22 protein-coding genes are annotated in these 19,163 nt (G+C 45.8%); 7 read left to right on the top strand and 15 right to left on the bottom strand.

What is annotated here, in order from left to right; genetic code table 11:
* The 3 genes from BMX79_RS12610 to BMX79_RS11975 form a co-directional block, all read right to left on the bottom strand.
* The coding region (locus BMX79_RS12610) for a transposase (RefSeq protein WP_506736948.1) at positions 1-197 on the bottom strand (197 nt) is incomplete at its 3' end.
* A gap of 187 nt (positions 198-384) precedes the next feature.
* Positions 385-1,767, bottom strand: a complete 1,383-nt coding sequence (locus BMX79_RS11980; protein WP_246117707.1) for an alanine/glycine:cation symporter family protein — start codon at positions 1,765-1,767, stop codon at positions 385-387.
* Positions 1,768-1,969: 202 nt separating this feature from the next.
* The gene (locus BMX79_RS11975; protein ID WP_246117706.1) at positions 1,970-2,977 is read right to left on the bottom strand and encodes an LLM class flavin-dependent oxidoreductase; all 1,008 of its coding nucleotides are present in this window, start codon (positions 2,975-2,977) and stop codon (positions 1,970-1,972) included.
* A gap of 288 nt (positions 2,978-3,265) precedes the next feature.
* Between BMX79_RS11975 and BMX79_RS11970 the strand changes: the two genes are divergently transcribed.
* Both BMX79_RS11970 and map read left to right on the top strand, forming a co-directional pair.
* The gene (locus tag BMX79_RS11970; protein WP_091483006.1) at positions 3,266-4,159 is read left to right on the top strand and encodes a PhzF family phenazine biosynthesis protein; all 894 of its coding nucleotides are present in this window, start codon (positions 3,266-3,268) and stop codon (positions 4,157-4,159) included.
* A gap of 143 nt (positions 4,160-4,302) precedes the next feature.
* A complete protein-coding gene (gene map, locus BMX79_RS11965) occupies positions 4,303-5,043 on the top strand; it encodes a type I methionyl aminopeptidase (protein ID WP_091483004.1) in 741 nt (246 codons plus the stop codon).
* 184 nt (positions 5,044-5,227) lie between these two features.
* Here map and BMX79_RS11960 read toward each other — a convergent pair whose 3' ends face one another.
* The 6 genes from BMX79_RS11960 to BMX79_RS11935 all read right to left on the bottom strand — a co-directional run bounded on the left by BMX79_RS11960 (position 5,228) and on the right by BMX79_RS11935 (position 10,676).
* Entirely contained in the window at positions 5,228-5,827 is a 600-nt protein-coding gene (locus tag BMX79_RS11960; protein ID WP_091483002.1) for a hypothetical protein, read from the bottom strand.
* Positions 5,811-6,527 (bottom strand): hypothetical protein, encoded by a 717-nt coding sequence (locus tag BMX79_RS11955; RefSeq protein WP_091483000.1) that lies wholly within the window; start codon positions 6,525-6,527, stop codon positions 5,811-5,813. Before BMX79_RS11955 ends, BMX79_RS11960 begins: the two co-directional genes overlap by 17 nt.
* Positions 6,524-6,706 carry a hypothetical protein gene (locus tag BMX79_RS11950; RefSeq protein ID WP_091482998.1) on the bottom strand — a complete coding sequence of 61 codons (183 nt, stop codon included), beginning with the start codon at positions 6,704-6,706 and terminating at the stop codon, positions 6,524-6,526. The genes BMX79_RS11955 and BMX79_RS11950 overlap by 4 nt, the downstream gene beginning before the upstream one ends.
* 142 nt (positions 6,707-6,848) lie before the next feature.
* Entirely contained in the window at positions 6,849-8,663 is a 1,815-nt protein-coding gene (gene pepF, locus BMX79_RS11945; RefSeq protein ID WP_091482996.1) for an oligoendopeptidase F, read from the bottom strand.
* A 106-nt stretch (positions 8,664-8,769) separates the two neighbouring features.
* Positions 8,770-9,774 (bottom strand): adenosine deaminase, encoded by a 1,005-nt coding sequence (gene add / locus BMX79_RS11940; protein WP_091482994.1) that lies wholly within the window; start codon positions 9,772-9,774, stop codon positions 8,770-8,772.
* A gap of 146 nt (positions 9,775-9,920) precedes the next feature.
* Positions 9,921-10,676, bottom strand: a complete 756-nt coding sequence (locus BMX79_RS11935) for an SDR family oxidoreductase (protein WP_091482992.1) — start codon at positions 10,674-10,676, stop codon at positions 9,921-9,923.
* A gap of 655 nt (positions 10,677-11,331) precedes the next feature.
* Between BMX79_RS11935 and selD the strand changes: the two genes are divergently transcribed.
* From selD to BMX79_RS11920, 3 genes are all read left to right on the top strand, one after another.
* Positions 11,332-12,372: a selenide, water dikinase SelD gene (selD, locus tag BMX79_RS11930; RefSeq protein WP_091482990.1), complete on the top strand. Its 1,041-nt coding sequence runs from the start codon at positions 11,332-11,334 to the stop codon at positions 12,370-12,372.
* Between the two features lie 14 nt (positions 12,373-12,386).
* Complete coding sequence (gene mnmH, locus BMX79_RS11925; protein WP_091482988.1) at positions 12,387-13,424, top strand: tRNA 2-selenouridine(34) synthase MnmH; 1,038 nt, start codon at positions 12,387-12,389, stop codon at positions 13,422-13,424.
* A 111-nt stretch (positions 13,425-13,535) separates the two neighbouring features.
* A complete protein-coding gene (locus BMX79_RS11920) occupies positions 13,536-14,345 on the top strand; it encodes a hypothetical protein (RefSeq protein ID WP_091482986.1) in 810 nt (269 codons plus the stop codon).
* Positions 14,346-14,428: 83 nt separating this feature from the next.
* Here BMX79_RS11920 and BMX79_RS11915 read toward each other — a convergent pair whose 3' ends face one another.
* The gene (locus tag BMX79_RS11915) at positions 14,429-14,722 is read right to left on the bottom strand and encodes a type II toxin-antitoxin system RelE family toxin (RefSeq protein WP_091482984.1); all 294 of its coding nucleotides are present in this window, start codon (positions 14,720-14,722) and stop codon (positions 14,429-14,431) included.
* Positions 14,722-15,057 (bottom strand): hypothetical protein, encoded by a 336-nt coding sequence (locus tag BMX79_RS11910; protein WP_091482982.1) that lies wholly within the window; start codon positions 15,055-15,057, stop codon positions 14,722-14,724. The genes BMX79_RS11915 and BMX79_RS11910 overlap by 1 nt, the downstream gene beginning before the upstream one ends.
* Positions 15,058-15,240: 183 nt before the next feature.
* Between BMX79_RS11910 and BMX79_RS11905 the strand changes: the two genes are divergently transcribed.
* Positions 15,241-15,987 carry a DUF4336 domain-containing protein gene (locus tag BMX79_RS11905; RefSeq protein ID WP_091482980.1) on the top strand — a complete coding sequence of 249 codons (747 nt, stop codon included), beginning with the start codon at positions 15,241-15,243 and terminating at the stop codon, positions 15,985-15,987.
* Between the two features lie 120 nt (positions 15,988-16,107).
* Here BMX79_RS11905 and BMX79_RS11900 read toward each other — a convergent pair whose 3' ends face one another.
* From BMX79_RS11900 to BMX79_RS11885, 4 genes are all read right to left on the bottom strand, one after another.
* A complete protein-coding gene (locus BMX79_RS11900) occupies positions 16,108-16,323 on the bottom strand; it encodes a glycine zipper domain-containing protein (protein ID WP_091482978.1) in 216 nt (71 codons plus the stop codon).
* A 101-nt stretch (positions 16,324-16,424) separates the two neighbouring features.
* Positions 16,425-16,943 (bottom strand): hypothetical protein, encoded by a 519-nt coding sequence (locus BMX79_RS11895; RefSeq protein ID WP_091482976.1) that lies wholly within the window; start codon positions 16,941-16,943, stop codon positions 16,425-16,427.
* 1 nt (position 16,944) lies between these two features.
* On the bottom strand, positions 16,945-17,709 hold the full coding sequence (locus BMX79_RS11890) for an SDR family oxidoreductase (protein ID WP_091482974.1): 765 nt from the start codon (positions 17,707-17,709) through the stop codon (positions 16,945-16,947).
* Positions 17,710-17,764: 55 nt separating this feature from the next.
* Positions 17,765-18,280 (bottom strand): DUF3221 domain-containing protein, encoded by a 516-nt coding sequence (locus BMX79_RS11885; RefSeq protein WP_091482972.1) that lies wholly within the window; start codon positions 18,278-18,280, stop codon positions 17,765-17,767.
* A gap of 328 nt (positions 18,281-18,608) precedes the next feature.
* Here BMX79_RS11885 and BMX79_RS11880 point away from each other — a divergent pair, with 328 nt between their 5' ends.
* Positions 18,609-19,010 (top strand): hypothetical protein, encoded by a 402-nt coding sequence (locus tag BMX79_RS11880; RefSeq protein ID WP_091482970.1) that lies wholly within the window; start codon positions 18,609-18,611, stop codon positions 19,008-19,010.
* The last annotated feature ends 153 nt before the right edge of the window (positions 19,011-19,163 follow it).

Genomic DNA, 19,163 nt, shown 5'->3' with positions numbered 1-19,163 from the left:
CCTGAAAAAGTGGAACGACTATAGGCAAATAAGCACATTTTAAGTAACATGGCAGGGTGAAACGCAGGTCGTCCCGTATGAGAGGTGTCTTCCAGAAGAAATTCCGCAGGAATAGAATCAACGAAACGACTGATCAAACGGGCTTCGTGATCCTCGGGAATAGTGAAGTCTAATTGTAGTGTTAAAGCAGTTTCCATTGTGGTATAATTTTGATACAAAGTGAGCCCCTCCTTTAATTGCTGTTGGTACTTCAATTATAGTCGGTGGGGCTCGTTTTGTCTTTATAAAAGTAACATCCCACGACCTTTTTCTTTAAAAAACGGTCGTGGGATGTATTTATTTAAGGGGAGTTTTTTCCCAGCCCCTCCTCATCACTGTATTCTGTTAATCAGTTCCCTGCTTTTCATTTCTGTAAATGCCATCTTTCCCGAAATAATTCTTTGTCAGTCTGACGACGACTGGACTCAGCAGGAGAAGGGCTATCAGGTTAGGGATTGCCATCAGTCCGTTTAGCGTGTCCGCAAGTGCCCATACGGCTCTCAAGCCTCCAATAGCTCCGACAACAATCAGTGGAATGAAGATCAGTCGGTAAATCACTATCGATTTAGATCCGAACAGGTACTCCATGCACCGCTCGCCGTAATATGACCAGCCTAATAATGTAGAGAAGGCGAAGAATACCAGGCCGAAGGTAACGATATACCCACCAAACGGCATTCCTTCTTCAAACGCTACTGTTGTGAGTGCTGCGCCATCTTCACCGCTCCCCCAGGCACCTGTCATGACAATAACCAGAGCGGTGATTGTACAAAGGACCAGTGTATCAGCGAAAACCTCAAATATTCCCCATAGTCCCTGACGAACAGGGTGGTCAGTCGTTGCTGCTGCATGGGCAATCGGTGCACTTCCCAGACCAGCTTCGTTAGTGAATACCCCTCGAGCAATTCCGAAACGGATAGCCATTGTCAGCGTTGCCCCTACAAATCCACCCAGTGCTGCTGATCCAGTAAACGCGTCCCGAAAAATCACTCCGAAGGCAGCTGGGACCAGTTCAATATTTAAAAAGATAATAAGCAGTCCACCAAGAATGTAAACGGCGGCCATAAATGGTACTAAAACTGATGTCACGCGACCAATCTGCTTGATTCCACCGATTGTTACCAGTGCTACAGCGACAGCAAGGACCAGCCCGGTAATCAGCGGATCGATGTTAAAAGTCGTGTTCAGCGAATCAGCGACAGAGTTGGACTGCACCATATTTCCAATTCCAAACGTTGCAGTTGTTCCGAAAATTGCAAAGAGAACAGCCAGCCATTTTTTCTTGGCTCCACTGTCAAGATAGTACATCGGTCCCCCGACAAAACGGCCATCCTCTGTCTTTTCTCTATACTCTATAGAAAGGACAACTTCGGCATATTTAGTCGCCATTCCAACTACTGCGGCCAGCCACATCCAGAAAACGGCTCCTGGTCCCCCTATAGCAATGGCTGTACCGACACCAGCAATATTCCCTGTTCCGACTGCGGCGGCTAGCGCAGTGGACACGGCCTGAAACGCGGTCACTTCTCCTTCACCGACTTGTTCCTTCGCAAACATTTTGAAAAACGTCTGCTTCATGGCGTAGCCAAACTTGGTGATCGGTACAAAACCTGTTCTCACCATGACAAATGCACCTGTTCCTACAATCAGAAATAAGAGAGGCCAGCCCCATACCAGATCGTTGACCACATCGTTGATTCCCATGAACTGCTCAATAAAACTCTCCATACTTTCTCCCCTTAACGTGTATTTTTCTCATCTTTCTCTAATATATAGTATACAGAAATATCAGGCAGATGCAAAACGACCTTGATAATATTGGTTTTTTCGAAATATTTTAGCAGCTTTATATTAAAATTTTGTGAGTGAAAATAAAAAACGGACTTAGTCATGAGAGTATCTGTCTTCTCATGACTAAGTCCATTCGTTGTTATTTATCCTGTAACAGTTCGTTTGCCAATAGTTTATAAACGTTAAGTCTCTGCTTCTGAGTATGCTGAATGCTGCAGATCATGGCTTCCTGAAATCCATAGGTTTCCTGATCTTGTCTCAACTTATCTGCAACTTCGGCTGCCGTTCCAACGAGATGAATGCCCCGGTTCTGTGTGACCGCAGCCTGTTCCTCATCAGTGAACTGGTAATCCGCTGCTTCTTCAGGAGTCATCAGCTGGTCCATGCGTCCCTGACTCAGACGAATGCGGGCGATATCCTGAGGTTTTGCCAGATATTCCGCTTCTTCTCTCGATTCCGCTGCCGTAACTAAATACGCTACGCTTATTTCAGGCTTGTCCATAAATTCAGACGGTTCAAAATGGTGCCTGTACAAATCGAAGATCTCTTTTCGCATGGCACCAAGCATGAAGAACTGGGCGAAAGAATATCCCATTCCACGTCTTCCTGCTTCTATAGCACTGTTTCCGCTCGATCCTAAAAGCCAGGCTTCCGGAAGGCTCACCTTCTGAGGAGACGCTGGGGTGTACCTGTACAGTTCTTCATCTGGAAGCTTGTCGTTGATCAGATCAAGAGCGGTATCCAGCTTGTCGTATAAGTGTTCAAAATCCGGCTCATTTCCCTGAGACAGCGCATAGATCGACCGCTGATCCCCACCAGGTGCCCGTCCTACACCGTAATCGATCCGGCCTGGAGCCAGTGCGCTTAATGTCTTGAACACTTCTGCCATTTTGAGCGGAGAGTAATGCATCATCATCGTTCCACCAGTTCCGAGTCGGATTTTATCCGTTTTTGCTGCGATGTAGGCAGCAATGATTTCCGGTGCGGAACTGGCAAAGGCTTCACTTCCGTGATGTTCAGCCATCCACATCCGGTCATAACCTAATTTTTCGGCATGTTGCGCCAGCTCCACAGCATATTCAACTGCCTGCTGCGGGGTATGGCCCGTTGTTACTGGTGCCTGATCTAGTACACTTAATCGCATCATTTATCTATCCTTTCTTCAACCAATCACTTATTTCGTCCTTATGGCAGCGCATATATTATGACTTATTTATACCAGATACTAACGATCTGCGTTATTCCTCTATCATACGCCTGCTGAAGAAATCTGTCCATTTTCTAATTTTTGCTTACTTTTGTCTCCCACTAATGCTGCACCTATATCCCCCGTCGCAATCAGCTCTAATTTAGTTGATCTCCCACTCTTCCTATAGACCTGTTATAATGATTAACGACCAGCACAGTAACACAAGTGCTTTTAAGGAGTTTAACCATGACAGACATTCAAATTTTACATTATGATGCCTTTACTTCGAGCCGCGGAAAAGGGAATCCTGCCGGAATCGTTTTGAACGAAAATACACTGACGAGTGAAGAGATGCAGCGTATTGCTTATCGCGTCGGCTTCAATGAAGTGGCTTTTGTCATGACATCCGAGCATGCGGATTTCAAATTACGCTATTTCTCACCAGAAAAAGAAATGCCTCTCTGCGGACATGCGACGGTATGTGCAGTTCAAGCCCTATATGAACAGAATCAGCTGCCTCAAAAGCCGACCGTGTCGATTGAAACAAATATAGGTGTGCTATCTGTTAATATTGGAAACAACGCTAATGGACGTCTGCTTATCACCATGCAGCAGGCTTCACCACAGTTCAGCCCTTTTACCGGATCAAAAGAAGCTCTGGCCCGCTCGATTGGCCTTACTGAAATGGATCTGTCCCCCGACCTTCCGGTTACTTACGGCAGTACAGGCAGCTGGACTCTGATAGTTCCCATCACTCACCTCGCTGCTTTTAAACGGATGTCTCCAGTGAACGCAGACTTCCCATCCATTCTGACTGAGATGCCTGATGCGTCAGTTCATCCGCTCTGTCTAGAGACATATGATCCATCAAGTGATATGCATGGTCGGCATTTTTCAGCAGCCGGTACCGGATCGGTCGAAGACCCTGTCACCGGAACAGCTTCTGCAGTAATGGGCGCTTATTATCTTAAGTACATTGCTGACCAGACAGATCAAGCTGCTCAGCTAACTATCGAACAGGGGCAGGAAATGGGTAAAGACGGACGTGTCTATGTGAATATTGATCCATCAACTGATCCCTCTTCGGTCAGCATATCCGGTGAAGCCGTTTATGTCGCTGATTTTGATCTGACACTATAAATCAATCGAGTGCTTGACCCCCGCATCAACTTGCTCTATCATTGCAATGGCTAGACCGATGCATAGACGATTTCAGACTGACATTCGGCTGTTCTCTTCATGAGAGCGAGTCGACAAATAGAAAATGAATTGAGGACGATAAAATGATAGTTAAAACAAAAGAAGACATTGAAGGCTTAAAAGCCATTGGTAAAATCTGCGGAGCGATACGGGATGAGCTGATTTCCAAGGCTTTACCCGGTGTCACGACGATAGAACTGGACGACCTGGCAGGCACTTTGTTCGAAGAGGCTGGAGCTCAGTCCGCACCTAAAGGCGTTTACGATTTCCCCGGCTTTACATGCATCAGCATCAATGAAGAAGTGGCTCACGGTATTCCAGGAAACCGAGTCATTCAGGAAGGCGACCTGGTCAATATCGATGTATCCGGATCTAAAGACGGTTACTTTGCCGATACTGGAATATCTGTACTGATCGGAGAAGGACATCCTGATCAGCAGAAAGTCTGCGATGTTGCTCAGGAAGCCTTTGAAGCAGGATTGGCTTTGGTCAAACCGAGCTCTCATACTAGCGCGTTAGGAAAAGCTGTCCATGATACGGCTAGAAAGAACGGCCTCACAGTAATCAAAAACCTGACCGGCCACGGCATCGGACGCTCGATCCACGAAAAGCCGGACCACATTTTCAATTATTACTCCAAATGGGACGACGTTAAATTAAAGGAAGGCATGGTGATCGCCTTCGAACCATTCATCTCAAACAATGAGCAGGAAGTTGACCAGTCCGATGACGGATGGACGCTCATCACTGAAGACAGTTTTGTCGCTCAATATGAACACACGATTATAGTGACTGAAGATGGACCGATTGTTGTAACTAGGTAAGAATCAACTCCTTAAAACAGTCTAATTTTTGTTAAAATCTCAATATAATGGTTGCCAGAAAAAAGCACAGACAGCCGTCCGTGCTTTTTTTCATATCCACGTTTTTGTACTATTGATTCTCTGTAAATGCTATTTAGCAACTTCTATACTTACAAGTCTGCAGCCGGTTTATTATTTATCATGTTTATGAAGCAGTATCCACCGTTTCTGTATTTGAAGACACTTGCATCGCACTTGCCTCTTCATTTTTAAGTGACGCAATGACTGTCAGCATATATATTTTGGACACTAGTGCCGATAAAGACCCAACCACTATCAATCCAGTCAGTTGACTTGTCGCAGCTGCTGTTAACAGCAGGACGGCTACACCAGAAATCACAAGATAACGTGTATCTTTTGTAGTGTAGGTGTCCACCCTGTCTACCTGCTGCATCTCAGTAAATCTGATGATTACTGACTCGAATAATTTATGAAAGACAGTCAGTTCAACCACCATATGTACTGGAGGGTAAAAGAGCAGGAGCATACTCAACATCTGAAAATCCAGACTGATCAAAGGAGAAATACCTTCCAGAAAGGAAAAAGTGAAAAGAATACACAGCCCGCTGTTAATGAGCGTGCGATTTTGAGATGGAAGATCTTCTTCAATTTCTCCAAAGCCTTTGATCAAGATGTACCACCCGATTATACTGGGAAAAAGAATGAGAAAGCCTACCGAGACATTAATAATCGATAGGATATAGCCCCAGAAAATTTTCTTGTATCCACTAGCTGGTTTCGTCATGTCTATCTTCCTCCCCTGTATTCAACAGTCTATATAAATCAATCATTCCGTGCTCGGGATAGTGGGTGTATCTATTAAGAAGGGAGACATGATATGACGTTCCTTCACTTGTCGATACTGTCAGTGCGGGTTCAGTATTCAAATAAGCAGACCCTTCAAAAGGCGTTTCACTAGTCGACTTTTCAACTCTAACTGTAAGTGTATCCCCCGATTCGATTAGAAGACCTTCTGCCTGTTGAGCAGTTACCCCGTTGACCTGGATACCGACACGGTCTTCCATCTGCTCATATAATGCACTGTTGATTGATTCAAAAGTAATGTCTTCCAGTGCGCTGTAAGTGACTTCATACCATTCTCCCTCGTTGAATGTCCAGTCTATCCGTTCAACAGGTAGAGAGTCCAGGCTTGGTGTATGTACTTCTATTGCTCCAAGATCAACAGTCATAGTAGACGAATCATCAAAGTGGATTTCTGCCTCTGACAGGATGGTATGTTCCTGAAAAGGCTCTTCCATCATTATGTTCGTTTCCAGCCAGACTTCTCTTACACTGTAAGGGCCGTACTGTCTTCGAGATGATTTGGCACCATTACTTGTCCAGTTGATTCCTGCACGCGGGGTCTCGGCAGTGAGTAAAGAAATATCTGGGTAGTCTGGAAAGCTGATGCCTACGACCTGCCTCTCATCATGGATGCTGGTCACGTACCGCAAAGGCTCCGGAAATGACTGATAGCCGTTGGTATCACTCGCCTGCAGTGAGTAGTAATGAGTAAAAAGGCAGGGTCTTCAGGCTGTATGTAGACTGCTAGCCCGTATCCAGCTGCAATGACTACCCCGGAAACCACAAGGATACTTTTGTATAGTTTATGATTGACGAACATGTATGGACTCCTTTATATCTAAGATCGACTGTATTAGTAACTGAATTTCTATGTATATATTCCAGCTTATCAGAAAACACAGTCTAGATGTACCTGTAATCAAATAAAAACACGCAGATTCTACTCTGCGCGTTTTGTCCACTTATTGATTTTCTTCCATAATCTGTGTCAGTTCGATCATTCGGTCGACTGATTCGTCCAGATACTTGATCGTATCCATCAGAGGTTTATCAGTTGTAATGTCTACACCCGCTACCTTAGCAGCTTCTTCTGGTGTCTTCTGTCCGCCTAAGGCAAGAAACTCCAGCCATTGTTCCGCTTTCATTTCGCCTTGCGACATTTTCAGGTATGCCTGAGTAGCAATGGTCAGTCCAGCAGAATAGGTATAGGGATACAGCCCCATGTAATAGTGGATCTGCCTCATCCAAGTCAGCTCGGCTCCAGCTTCTATCTCGACAGCGTCTCCCCAGAACTCTTCAAGGACGCCTCGTTTCAGTTCACTCAACTTGTCCGCATCAAAACTTTTTCCTTCATCAATTAGACGGTAGACTTCCCGCTGATAAGCCGCTTCAAGCAAGTGCGTAACGAAATTATGGAAGTAGGTCTTTGATATCATTAGAGAGATAACGTTACGTTCCATTCTCAGATCGTTCGTCTGCTTGGTTAAGTAGTCAGTCAGAAGCAGCTCGTTGAATGTTGACGGGGCTTCGATCAGATAAAGTGACGGGTCCGAACCGGTAAAGGAGTTGTTCGCATTGGTCAGCTCACTTTGCCCGGCATGACCGAGTTCATGGAACAAGGTATAGGCATCTGTCAGATCCCCTGTCCAACTCATGAGGATATAAGGATGCTTGCCGTATGCCGCGGAACAGAAGGCACCCGATTCTTTACCTTTGTTCTGAGCAAAATCGATCCACCGTTCAGGGTAAGCACGTTGAAGCAAGTTGACGTAGTCCTCGCCCAATGGTGCCATGGTCTGTTTCAGCAAGTCCTGAGATTCTTCAATACTGACTTTAGCCGTATAATCAGGATCCAGATCGACTTTCAGGTCAGCATAAGTGAACCGCTCAAGACCATGAACTTCCTTGAGATGCGTCACATATTTACGCATGACCGGGGCAAACTCTTTCATGATTACATCAATCTGACGGTGATACAAGGCCTGATCCACTTCCTGATCTTCGAGCAGATAGTCAAATATCGACTCATACCCTCTCATGTTCGCAATGGTCTTTTCATGCTGCACATGATTATAGTAAGCCGTCGCTACGACATTTTTATATTGGCTGAGCGTATGGTTGAATGCGTCATAAGATGCACGACGGATCTCCTTGTCGGTATCATACATGTACACTTCTTCGTACAGAACAAAGCTCAGTGGATACTCTGTTCCGTTCACTTCAAACGTTCTGAAATCAGCGTCTGCGAGTCTCGCCTGTTCAAAGACTTCGGCAAATGAATCCAGGACCGGATCCAGAAGAGCCAGTGCTTCTTCCACTTTAGGATGCAGCTTGCTTTTCTTTGTCTGCTTAACGAGTCTCATGAATGGTGCAAAACGAGGCTGGGATTTGCTTACTTCGTCCAAGACAGATTCACTCAGTTCTTCCAGCTGAGATTTGAAAAAGCTGAGTTTTGCACTCGTGTCTGCCAGAAAGTTGGCGGCACGTCTGTTTTTTATCTGGGCATCACTGTCGGAAATGTCCACAGTCACCGGAAGCATGGCATAAGACTGGATATGGGACATGACCGTCCTTATCTCTTCATAAGCTTCGACCGCTTCTATGACGGATTCCGCGTCATTCAGTTTCCCATCGACTTGTTGTATAAAACGGGCCGTATCCTGCTTTACTTTCTCTACTGCCTCTTCGTAGGCTTTGTCATCTTTAAACACAGCAGACAGGTCCCACTTCAAGTCGTTGTCCACTTCAGACCGTGCTCTTAATTCGTTCGTTGTCATTGTCTGGTTCTCCTTCAGCTAAAAGAATATAGTAGGTGATTCTCTTCTATAAACATTTTGTTCATCATTAGTATATGCCTTATTCCGTAAAATAACCATAATCACATTAAAAGACGTACTGTTCTTCGATCTGTTGGATCACCTGCTGTTTGGTTCCATCATCAGTAAAGGCATAGGTGATGGCATTGAGCATCACGTGTTTCAGATCCTCAGCTGTCATTCCGCAGTGGTCGATACAGATCATCAGTTCGTCCGTTACAGTCGTATTCGAAACTGTCCGGTTGTCCGTATTGATGCAGACTTTGATGCCTTCATCCAGGAAGTATCTCAGCGGATAGTTTTTAAATGACGGAATGGCTCTCGTCTGAATGTTGCTTGTCGGGCACAGTTCCAGAAGCACCTCTTTTGAACGCACCTCCTGCAGCACATCCTGATCCTGCCTGATTGCTACACCATGACCAAGGCGTCTGGTTCCCATGTCCATAGCAGACAGCACATTGTCAACGGAGCCCGTTTCTCCAGAGTGAATGGTCATGTCCATGCCCAGACTTCTCGCTGTGCTGACTGGCCTCCTGACCTGCTCGTTCGGAAAGTTTCCCTCGTCTCCTGCCACATCGACTGCCGAAACCATTCCTTCAGGCAGCTGACTGACTTCTTCGAAAAGCTGTGTATTTCTCTCCTGAGAGTGGTGCCTCAGTGCGCAGGCGATCAGGCTGACATTGACGGGAAAATCATCTGCGGCTTTCTGTATCCCTTCATCGACCGCTTCTATGACTTCTTTCACGGATAATCCCTGTCTCTGATGCAGTAGCGGCCCGAACCGGAGCTCCAGATAGACGATGTGTTCCCGGTTGGCGTCCTCGATCACGGCATAAGTTGCTTCGGTAAGATTTTCCTTAGTCTGAAGCAGTGGGAGGATCGTTTCAAAGCTGGATAAGTATTCTTTCAGCGTGCCGGCATCGGCTGGCGCAATGGCTCCTCTCATCTCTGCTTTAGGGTTAGAGTATCCTTCTTTTTCAGCCAGATTTATTAATGTCTTCATAGGGACGGACCCATCCAGGTGGCAATGCAATTCCACTTTCGGTAAATTGAATAGTTGTTTTCTGTTCATCAGTTCACTCCTCGAAATCGTTCAGTGCTTAATGTTTTTAATGACTAGTCTAACACATTCCAGATGTCTTTAACAGACCGGTTATGTAGGTCTGAATATACGCTTAAGAAAAGCGCAGATCCCCTGCGCTTTTCTCTTATTCTATTTTATGACCTTAAGAATCCGCCTTCTGAATTGATAACCTGACCGGTGATCCAGCCTGCTTCTTCAGAAGCGAGGAAAGCAATCAGCCGGGCAGCGTCTTCGGGCATCCCCATTCTCCCGGACAGAAACTTCGGCTCCAGGTGCTTTTTAATCTCGTCTGTCATCCACCCGGTGTCGGTGGGGCCGGGATTGACGGCATTGACCGTAATACCTGTAGACGCCAGTTCAGCAGAAAGAGAAAGTGTAAAGGCTGAGACGGCCCCCTTAGTCGCTCCGTAGGCCAGTTCGCCTGTCATCGGACCCAGATCCTGCCCCGAAGTCAGGTTGATGATCCGACCTGTCTGCTTGCCTTCCTTGATGAACCAGCGGGCGAATGCCACGCTGAGCAGGCAGGTCCCCCGTACGTTGACGGCATAATGGGCATCAAGTGTCTCTGCATCCAGTCTCATAAAGCCGTCCCGGGTAGAATACGCCGCGTTATTGATCAGGATATCCGGACTGCCCAGGAGATCAGCGGTTTCGTCTAACAGCTTTTGTGGCGACTCGGCTTTAGACAAGTCGGCTTCTATTCCAATGCATTTGACCCGGTACCTACTCGTGATTTCCTTTTGAAAATGCTCGACCCATCCCTCATCAGCTTTCCAGTGAGCAAAAATGATGTCCGCTCCTTCTCCAGCCAGTCCGTGACAGACGGCTGCTCCGATACCTGCATCATGACTGACCCCAGTGACCAGCGCAATCGATCCATGTAATGTCATAGCTTCCTCCTTGATTCGGTGTGATGTAATGATCTGACGATAACTGCTCTCATAAAGAGAATCCGCTTACTTATTATACCTCATACGTCTATTTATTTCCTTTGATTCTATGCCTTCAGGGGATTATTCTGGTGTCAGCTGCCTGTTCTATCAGTATAACTACACTTCAAGACAACAGTTCTAACCTATACTTTCGTTAAGACCTTTTGTAGTGGAAGTTTAGACGGCCTGACACCCGCTAAACTGTTCTTAGGGGCTGTCTACTTATAGTTTAGGATATTTATCTGACTTCATCTTGCCGTTATAAGGCTTCTCGTTGCATCTAAGATTTAATTTTTGCCATAAGATATAATTATACCCTCTATAGCGGAAGTTCAGACGGTCTGATACCCGCTGAACTATCACTAAGAAATTTCTCGTTGCATCTTACCTACATCTTCAGCCACTGAACTATAAGTAGAACTCCCTTTATTTCCAGTTTAGCGTTCCTACCGACAGATCAGCTTAAACTTACCTTGACTAGTCCTCTCATTATTACTTATAAGACAGAGATTCTTTTTCATAAAAAAGAATCAACTTATCCTGTAACAGAATGAGCTGAGTAATGGTAAACTGTATGTACATTAACCACCAATCAGGAAAGAAGGCATATATAATGACTCAAGTTAAACTGACGACGCTTACTAAAAAAGGCGGCTGCGGATGCAAGATCGGGCCGAGTGAACTGCGGGAGGTTTTGCATACCCTGCCGGAAACGAAAAAAGACCCGAATCTTCTGGTCGGACTGGATACAGGGGATGATGCAGGGGTGTACAAACTGACGGATGATCTGGCGATCGTTCAGACACTGGATTTCTTCACACCGATCGTGGATGACCCGTATGATTTCGGTCAGGTCGCAGCGGCCAATGCACTGAGTGACGTCTACGCAATGGGCGGCACTCCAGTTACTGCCTTAAATATTGTGGCTTTTCCTATCTTCAATCTGGATAAGTCGATTCTGACAGATATTCTCAGAGGGGCCAGCGATAAGGTGCAGGAAGCAGGGTGTAATCTCGTAGGCGGCCATTCGATCGATGATCAGGAACCGAAATTCGGACTGTCGGTTACGGGGACGATCCATCCCGACGACATCCGGACCAATGCCGGAGCAAAACTCGGAGACAAGCTGATCCTTACGAAGCCCATCGGTGTCGGCATTTCCACTACGGCACTTAAACGCGGGCTCTTAACTGAAGGCGAGATCCGCCGGGTGACGGCTGTGATGGCTACTCTTAATAAAGATGCGGCTGAAGTGATGAAGGCCTATGATGTACATGCCTGTACGGATGTGACCGGCTTCGGACTGCTTGGGCATCTATCGGAAATGGCTGCAGAGAGTCATCAGGCTCTGACGATTATGAAAGACGATGTGCCGGTGCTGTCCCGTGTGCGTGAACTCGCTGAAGAAGGTGTCATTCCTGGAGGATCAAAAAATAACTTAAATCATGTGAAGGACGTCGTTCACTTTGACGAGCGCTTAGATGTAATCGACCAGATTATTCTGGCTGATGCTGTCACGTCAGGTGGCCTGCTGATGTCCGTCAATCCGGATGAAGCATCGGCCATGATCGATTCCCTGCAGAATAAAGGCATAGACGCACGTATAATCGGTGAAGTCACAGATGGACAAGAAGGACATCTTTATGTCAGATAAGAAAGGACTTTTCTATGTTTAAAGATATATCACCCTCGGACCTGTTTGAACTCAAAGAAGCCGGACACGTAGTCGTAGATGTCCGTGCGCCTAAGGAATTCAAAGAAGCAACGATCCCTGGAGCAATCAATATTCCTCTGTTTTCAGACGAGGAACGCGCTCAAGTCGGAACGACATACAAGCATCAGGGGCAGGAGGCAGCGAAGGAGCTCGGACTTAAACTCTTTTCGAAGAAGCTGCCGGACTTCATCAGACAGTTCAAGGAGCTGAAGTCTCCGGTCACTGTCTTCTGCTGGCGCGGGGGGATGCGCAGCACAACTGCCGCTACAGTAACTGATTTGATGAATATCAAAGTCAATCGACTGACCGGCGGAATCCGAGCGTATAGAAACTGGATGAAAGACCAGATCGACACGCTTCCCCTTCCTCCTTTTTATGTCCTGAACGGCCATACCGGAAATGGCAAGACTCATGTCCTTCGTCAGCTCAAACAGGAAAACTATCCTGTGATCGATTTCGAAGGCATGGCGCGTCACCGCGGATCCATTTTCGGACAAATCGGGCTTGAACCCAGTAATCAGCGCATGTTCAACCTTCTTCTAGGTGAGGAACTCCTGCGGTACCAGCAGTCTCCCTATATCCTCGTAGAAGGCGAAAGTGCCCGTATCGGTAAAGTCATTATTCCAGATCGCATTTTTCAGCATAAAGAAACCAGCTCTCAACTGGTCGTTGATCTGCCGCTTGAAGAACGGGTCGCCATCATTCTTGACGACTATTCACCTGAGGTTAACCGTGACGACTGTCTGCTAGCTTTTGAACGGATCAGGCGCCGCATCCATACTCCTGTATCAAAAGCAATCGGCGAAGCCCTTGAAACAGGAAACTATCCGGAAGCGGTCAAGCTTCTTCTGACCCATTATTATGATCCACATTACAACAGATCGATCACACGACCTGATGCACCGGAAACATCCATCGAGGCTTCTACCCTGGAAGAGGCTGTTGATCAGATCAGGTCGCAGCTCGACAGTTTAAATAAAATCAGACAGTGAACCTGACAAGTGCTGAGTGCCGCCTTGCTTTTAGTCGGGTTTTGACTACTACGTCTGACCATTTGACGTCTGAATACTGGACCGTTTCACTGGGCTAAAAGGAGTGATTTCATGTTTACATTAGGCAGAAAGATCGACCCTCGCAACAAGACTAATCTGGCCATTATCATCTGTACTTTTTCGGCCTTCATTGCCGGCGGGCTGTTAACGACCGAACTTGTTTCCGGTCTCTACTTAGGTGGAACGGTGTTTGTGACCTGGGCCCTTTCCAGAGATGTGGATCCCGCCCACAGCTATTCAGCTTTCGTCGCTGTCTTCTTGACTCTGACGAATCTGCTTTACATCGAAACAATCGAAAACACTCAGATTCTGGTGCTGTTCTGGCTTATTCTCATTCTGCGGGCAGTAAACGGCATAACCGGTAAAACGTTGACGTTACTAGATTTATTACTTGCTCTCGGATTTACTGTCTTTCTCTCATTTAATCAGGAGAATGGTCTCTACTTGTTCATTTTTGTACTGGCAATGGCTGGACTATACAGAACAGGAGAACGCCCGAAAGTTGTTCTGGCAGCCGGTTTGCTCGCTTTCGTACTAGCTATCGTCCAAATGCTGTTTATGCATCGGCTCTCACTCGCTGCTTTCGATGAGCAGGATCCGGTGTCTCTTATTCTGATTGCATCGGCTGTTCTCTCGGCAATTATTTTCTGGTTTATTTCAAGACGTGAGTGTAAGGACGATCAGGGCAACCAGGCAGACCTCAGGCGGATTTTCACGGGGCAGGTCATCTACTGTGCTGCTGTATTGCTGCTGGTCTTTTTCGAGGACTTATCTATAAACGATCATCTGGTCCACCTATCAGTCCTCTTGGGAAGCGTGATCCACTTCATGTGGTTAAGAATTAAAGAAGCCGTAGCCTGAGGGCAAACCTCAATCAATTACACTGAATGCAAAAATAAAGAGCTGTACAAGGACCACCAACCTTGGTCTTCTAGTACAGCTCTTTATTTTATACGATCGGCTGCTGCGTGATAAACGTCTTGATTCTCCCGTTTACCTATTGCAATGACTTGTATTATTTCCAGTCCTTTTTTGGATTCTCTAAATACAATCCTTAATCCAGCTTTCTTATGCTTCAGTTTTCTGCATCCCGACAACTCTCCTTTCAAGGGTTGCCCAACCTCCATGCCATAGGACTGAATCTTAGCTATGGATTTTCTCACCAGTATTTTTTGTGACCCGTCCAAAGATTGGAAGTCCTTCTTTGCCTCTTCGATAAACACAACGTCGTAACTCATTAGTCCCAACCATTGTCGTCAGGGTCGTATTCGGCTTCAGCCAGTTCTTTGCCCATAACATCTTCCAGAGAAAAAGTTCTTACATCCTTTTGAGCATCCTGTGCCTTTAATCTTAGGGAAACCTCGTAATCGAGCAGTTCTTCTTCCAGATCATCGATTTTTTGAATAAGCGCCTCATAGTGCTGCTGGGTAAGCATAACACCGGCAACATTATCACGATTTAAGATATAGACCCCCTCATTCAATTCTTCAGCTTTCTTGAAGATATCCATCGGACTCTTCTTCACATCAGAAATCGATCCTTTTGGAATATTTCCTATCAGTTCTACAGCCATACTTTTTGCCTCCTTCTTTTACTAGGATTATACCATTTAGACTTTTAAAAGTCTTTAAAAAAACTATTGAACATACTGTTAAATGCTCATAATTCTATCAGAATTATTCCTTTGTAAAATGTAATGAGACACTGTAATATTGAGTGCTTAATGATACACTGTAACTAAAAGGAGGACACCATCATGTCGATCCCTCTATACAAACCATTGAATACACTGAAGAAAATTGACGATAACGTCTGGATCGTGGACGCCGGACTGATCAGGATGAGCGTATCGGTACTTAAGGTCCCTTTCTCCACACGGATGACCATTGTAAAATTGAATGACAGCACGCTATGGGTCCATTCGCCAGTTGCCCCTGATGAGGGTCTGTTTAGAGAAATCGATGCACTGGGAAAAGTCGGACATCTTGTTTCGCCGAACAAGATTCATTATGCCTACATTGCCGACTGGAAGGCCCGCTATCCGGATGCCAAAACGTGGGCAAGTCCCGGAGTCGATGAGCGAGCAGCATCGCAGAATATTCATGTAGTGTTTGAACATGCACTAAAAGATTCCGCTCCACCTGACTGGTCCGTGGACATTGACCAGCTGATTTTCAAAGGCAGCCGGGCACTTGAGGAAGTCGTCTTTTTCCATAAAGAAAGCCGAACGCTGATTCTAACTGATCTTATTGAGAATTTTGAACCTGACCGTACTAAAAGCCCTATGTGGCGATCGGTCTATAAGGCAGCCGGTATCGCTCATCCTGACGGGAAAACCCCGATCGATATGCGGATGACTTTTGCCGGACAGAAGGATCAGGCCAGAGCGTGCTACAAACGTATGCTTGAGTGGCAGCCTGAGAAAATTATCCTGGCTCACGGAAAATGGTATGAAGAGAACGGGACAGAGGAACTGAAACGCGCCTTCAGATGGCTGGACTAAGGTAATACCAACGAAAAAACGGATTAATGGTCGTTAATAACCTGACCTTAATCCGTTTTTTGTTAATAGCGTATTTAATTTTAATGGATTTTTATTATTCTGTCACTGTATAGGAGGTCATCATTTCTTTTTAGATTTCTTGGTCGCAGGCAACGCTGTACCTATTGCTGCACCTATGGCTATTCCTATACCCATTCCTAGAGCCAAGTTATCAAACATTAGACCAAATGCGGCACCTAAAGCTATTCCAACACCAATACCTGCGCCAATATTATCATCTGTTTCATTTTTACTATTGTCTTCGGTATGTTCATCTGTAATTTTATTGTGACCCATCCAGTTAGCCCTCCTTTTTCTACCGTTTGTAAGACTCGACGATTTAAACCCATTAAAGGAGCCTAATCTTCTTATAGATGATTCTCAAAAATTTGTCTTGCTTACTCAATGTATAGCGTAAAGGCATAGCTTGCGGTGCCTTCCTGCCAATTAGCCAGGACTTCATAAATGACCGTCCCTTCACTCGTCAGGAGCACCTCTTCCGATTCACTGATCACTGTGTTGTCTTCTTGCCATATCTTTACTGTATAGCTGTCCGGTTCTATTTTAAAATCCAGTTCGATCGAGGTGTCTCCAGTCACTTCAGGAGCTGCCATTTGACCGACCAGTTCTGGTGGCGGAGCAGAATCGGCTTCTATTGCCGTCATAGTGCCGTCCTCATTATCGATGCTCCAGCTGTAGGTTCCAAGCACAGCGTCGACCGACTCGTCCCCAGCCACAACCGTGAGTTCCGGAGGCTCGGGCATCTCGTCATTTATGCTGCCACTATCCGGTCTATCCGGATTGCCGGCCGTCTCTGTCCCCTCACTATCTGGGATCTCGTCATTCTCAGTATCGGTGCACCCCGTGAGCAGCAAAGCTGTCGTAATAAAGATTGATGCCAGCCATTTATTAGTCATATCAGTCCTCCTCGTATCGCCAGCCGTGTTCCTCATGGTAAATCATCTGCTTGGACATGCCGCCGTCAACGATGAATTCCTGTCCGGTAATGAATCCGGACTGCTTTTCATCTAACAGAAAGCGAACCATCTGCACGATATCTTCCGGCTCTCCGACTCTGCCGACTAGATGCTGAGCAGCATCCTGATCAGTCAGTTCAACTTCTTCCTCTGAATGTTGAAAAGCGCTCGTATCGATCCATCCGGGACTGATCGTATTGACTCGAGCCTTGTTTCGCAAACTGTTTGCCATCGCATGAGTCAGAGATAGCAGCGCCCCTTTTGAACTGCTGTAACTTTCGTTGTCTGCCATGCTTTGTCTATTGCGCGTAGACGACATGAGTATAATGCTTGCTTTATCGGAAAATAAATCGGCTAGATGCTGAGTCAGGAAATAGGCTGACCCGACATTGACTTTCAGCACATCCATGAAGTCCTCATAGCTTGCTCCAGAAAGTAGTCCTCCGTTATTGATTGCCGCATTATGAATGAGCCCGTCAATAGTATCGGTCCGTTCTTTTATGAATTGAATAAAAAAGTTCAGCTCTTTCTCGTCAGCCAGATCGCCATAATAGATATGCAGGTGCCTTGAAGAGAGATGTTGTTCAAGAACTTTCCCTGCCTCCTCGTCCCGATCGATCACGAAGAGTTCAGTCTCAGTTATCAGGCTCTCAACAATTGCCCGCCCAATGCCATTGGCTCCACCGGTCAATACGATTTTTTTCATGCAAACACGCTCCCGCTCACTCTGTATTGGCAGTTTCTAGATCTGCTCCCTGGATTTATTCGTCTTCAACTTCTATTGTCGTGTCTTCATAACTGTTAGTGTTTCTCAATTCAACAGTCCATTCGTCCACTGATTCATCATAAGACAGCGACATAACTGTTAGAACTTCTTCTTCAAATGGCTCCTGTGCTAAAGCCTTCCTTAACGCTTCCGACTCAGTCAGATCTGCTCCTTGCGGCTGGTCAGGTTCAATGATTTCCAGTTTCTCCATAGCGGCCTGGGCTGGATAAGAAGTCTCTACGCCTCCATCAAACCAGACCTCAACGTAATCACCAATCTCTGTACTTTCCGTGACCCGACTGACCCAGACGGCGTCGTAAAATTCCTCCGTTCCGCCTGTCTCACTATAATCAGCCGGTTCCGTACTCACCACCAGAATTTCATGGACCCCCTCGTCCATAATATACCCTGATATATCAGGTTCTCCACGAATAAGTCCGGCAATCGTTAAACAGCCCGTCAACACCAGAAGCGACAGCAGGATCAGACTCGTACCGATTTTCGCCTTCATGTTTTTTCTCCTTTCAAGCATGTTACAACGTATCTGTACCCTAATTTCAGATACATTTCGAAATCAGTATTTGTTAGCTCAAGTGTACAGAAAATAACCGTGTTTAGCTAATTATAATCCTGATAATTCAGCTTAAATCGTCAACTATCTACATATTTTTTTGAACAGATTTTACGGGCTGAAAAAGTTTCCTGTCCGTAATACTTTTTGAGACAACCTGATAATGCGTATGGTATACTCCATAAAAACATGATAATTTGGGCTTTGTGACCGGCTAAAACACTCCTACACGGCCTATTCGATTATCTTTTCAGAGAGAGTGAGATAAATGAAAAAACTGTTATTGTCGACGGCTTTACTTTTGTTCCTGACCGCATGTGGTCCACCTGAAGCAGGCTTCAGCGAAGTAGACACTTTACCGAATGATGTACAGGAATTCATGAGTGATTTACCTGATGAATTTCCCCATACCACTGTTACTGAAATGAGATTGTTGTCATTTAACGATGGTGAAAACGGGTCGTATATTGTCTTCCATTCAAGTGGACAGGTCGAAGCACATATGGAAAGCGAGGGCGGCACTTTAGTCATTCATTTAACTGAAACAGATATAGCTGACGAACCGGTCACCCAGTATACCTATTACCTGACGACTGGACCTGAACATGACACCATCGACGTGCGCGTAAATGATGAGCCTATTCCATTTGATATGGCCATTTCTTTGTAGCCCACCGGTGCAGTGCTTTTGATCCTGTTTAATCTTCCTCTAGTTTTGGATTTTTAAAAAGTAGTGATCATCGGGTCCATTGGAGTATGATTTTAGATCATTTCTCACCCCAAAAATGAGTCTTAGTCGTTTTTACGACGAACTCAATTGGTG

Source organism: Alkalibacterium pelagium, from assembly GCF_900109325.1.
Taxonomy (GTDB): domain Bacteria; phylum Bacillota; class Bacilli; order Lactobacillales; family Carnobacteriaceae_A; genus Alkalibacterium; species Alkalibacterium pelagium.
Note: the sequence above shows the minus strand (reverse complement) of the source record. Positions and strands in the feature narration are given on the sequence as shown.

Coding starts and splice junctions, on each gene's coding strand:
- BMX79_RS11980 (WP_246117707.1), bottom strand. CDS start 1,767: ATGGAGAGTTTTATTGAGCAGTTCATGGGAATCAACGATGTGGTCAAC.
- BMX79_RS11975 (WP_246117706.1), bottom strand. CDS start 2,977: ATGATGCGATTAAGTGTACTAGATCAGGCACCAGTAACAACGGGCCAT.
- BMX79_RS11970 (WP_091483006.1), top strand. CDS start 3,266: ATGACAGACATTCAAATTTTACATTATGATGCCTTTACTTCGAGCCGC.
- map (WP_091483004.1), top strand. CDS start 4,303: ATGATAGTTAAAACAAAAGAAGACATTGAAGGCTTAAAAGCCATTGGT.
- BMX79_RS11960 (WP_091483002.1), bottom strand. CDS start 5,827: ATGACGAAACCAGCTAGTGGATACAAGAAAATTTTCTGGGGCTATATC.
- BMX79_RS11950 (WP_091482998.1), bottom strand. CDS start 6,706: ATGTTCGTCAATCATAAACTATACAAAAGTATCCTTGTGGTTTCCGGG.
- pepF (WP_091482996.1), bottom strand. CDS start 8,663: ATGACAACGAACGAATTAAGAGCACGGTCTGAAGTGGACAACGACTTG.
- add (WP_091482994.1), bottom strand. CDS start 9,774: ATGAACAGAAAACAACTATTCAATTTACCGAAAGTGGAATTGCATTGC.
- BMX79_RS11935 (WP_091482992.1), bottom strand. CDS start 10,676: ATGACATTACATGGATCGATTGCGCTGGTCACTGGGGTCAGTCATGAT.
- selD (WP_091482990.1), top strand. CDS start 11,332: ATGACTCAAGTTAAACTGACGACGCTTACTAAAAAAGGCGGCTGCGGA.
- mnmH (WP_091482988.1), top strand. CDS start 12,387: ATGTTTAAAGATATATCACCCTCGGACCTGTTTGAACTCAAAGAAGCC.
- BMX79_RS11920 (WP_091482986.1), top strand. CDS start 13,536: ATGTTTACATTAGGCAGAAAGATCGACCCTCGCAACAAGACTAATCTG.
- BMX79_RS11915 (WP_091482984.1), bottom strand. CDS start 14,722: ATGAGTTACGACGTTGTGTTTATCGAAGAGGCAAAGAAGGACTTCCAA.
- BMX79_RS11910 (WP_091482982.1), bottom strand. CDS start 15,057: ATGGCTGTAGAACTGATAGGAAATATTCCAAAAGGATCGATTTCTGAT.
- BMX79_RS11905 (WP_091482980.1), top strand. CDS start 15,241: ATGTCGATCCCTCTATACAAACCATTGAATACACTGAAGAAAATTGAC.
- BMX79_RS11900 (WP_091482978.1), bottom strand. CDS start 16,323: ATGGGTCACAATAAAATTACAGATGAACATACCGAAGACAATAGTAAA.
- BMX79_RS11895 (WP_091482976.1), bottom strand. CDS start 16,943: ATGACTAATAAATGGCTGGCATCAATCTTTATTACGACAGCTTTGCTG.
- BMX79_RS11890 (WP_091482974.1), bottom strand. CDS start 17,709: ATGAAAAAAATCGTATTGACCGGTGGAGCCAATGGCATTGGGCGGGCA.
- BMX79_RS11885 (WP_091482972.1), bottom strand. CDS start 18,280: ATGAAGGCGAAAATCGGTACGAGTCTGATCCTGCTGTCGCTTCTGGTG.
- BMX79_RS11880 (WP_091482970.1), top strand. CDS start 18,609: ATGAAAAAACTGTTATTGTCGACGGCTTTACTTTTGTTCCTGACCGCA.